Here is a 1,059-nt window from a genome sequence, read left to right on the forward strand (position 1 = left end):
GTTGATATAGTTGCCGCTCGCAGCATAGGGTTTTGTGGCGATCCACCCCCCATCAGCAAACAAGGCCATCCCTCGAGTATTGGGTAGCTCAACCCACTGTAAGGCATCGATATAAATCCCTAAATACCAATCATCTACCTCATCGGGATGAAGACCAGCCAGCAAAGAGAAGTTACCTGTTATCATTAAGCGCTGAATATGGTGGGCATAAGCATACTCTAAAGACTGTTTGATACTCTCCTTCATACACGCCATCTTGGTTTCACCAGTCCAAAACCAACTTGGCAAAGGTCTACTCGCATTCAATCGATTCTGTTCCGTATAATCCGGCATATTGGCCCAGTACATTCCTCTAACATATTCTCGCCAGCCAAGAATCTGACGAACAAAGCCTTCGATCTGCGAAATCGAAATACTAGATTGCTGTTGATAGTATGTTTCAATGGCGACATCGATCACCTCATCAGGGCTAATAATCTTGGCATTCAAAGCAAAACTCAGCCGTGAGTGATATAGGCTCCAGGAGTGAGGAGAATTGCAGGTCATCGCGTCTTGAAAGTAGCCGAATTTCGGGAGGCATACTTGGCAAAAGTATTGAAGTTGAGCCATCGCTTGTCGATGGTTAATCGGCCAAACTAGCTTAATGTTCGCATTACCGAAACTGACAATCTCATGATCGTTCAACCGTTTTAGAATGACACTTACGTCATTTTCAAACACCAGTGGCTGGGGAATATCAGCTAAGTCTTTCTTTTTGAGCGCATGACGATTGTCCTCATCGTGATTCCACTTTCCACCTAAAGGGCTGCCTCCTTCCATCAAGACACTGAAGCGTTTACGCATTTTACGATAGAAACCTTCCATTCGATGATGTCTGCCACCTTCGAACCATAGAGGTAGTTCGTTGTGCTCAAGAAAAAAATGCTCGGTTTCATAGAGTCGGGAGGTGATCTCCAAGTCTCGAGTAAATTCACGTAGTTGAACATGCAGTCGATATTCATCAGGTTGCTGATATTCAAATACCTGACAAGCGCAGCGTTCAATGACAGATGAAAGCAA

1 protein-coding gene is annotated in these 1,059 nt (G+C 44.6%); it reads right to left on the reverse strand.

Annotation, left to right across the window (positions count from 1 at the left end):
• Positions 1 to 1,059: cryptochrome/photolyase family protein (locus tag A3729_RS12470; protein ID WP_156497927.1), on the reverse strand; the 1,059-nt coding region annotated here is incomplete at both ends.

Source organism: Oleiphilus sp. HI0043 (assembly GCF_001634935.1).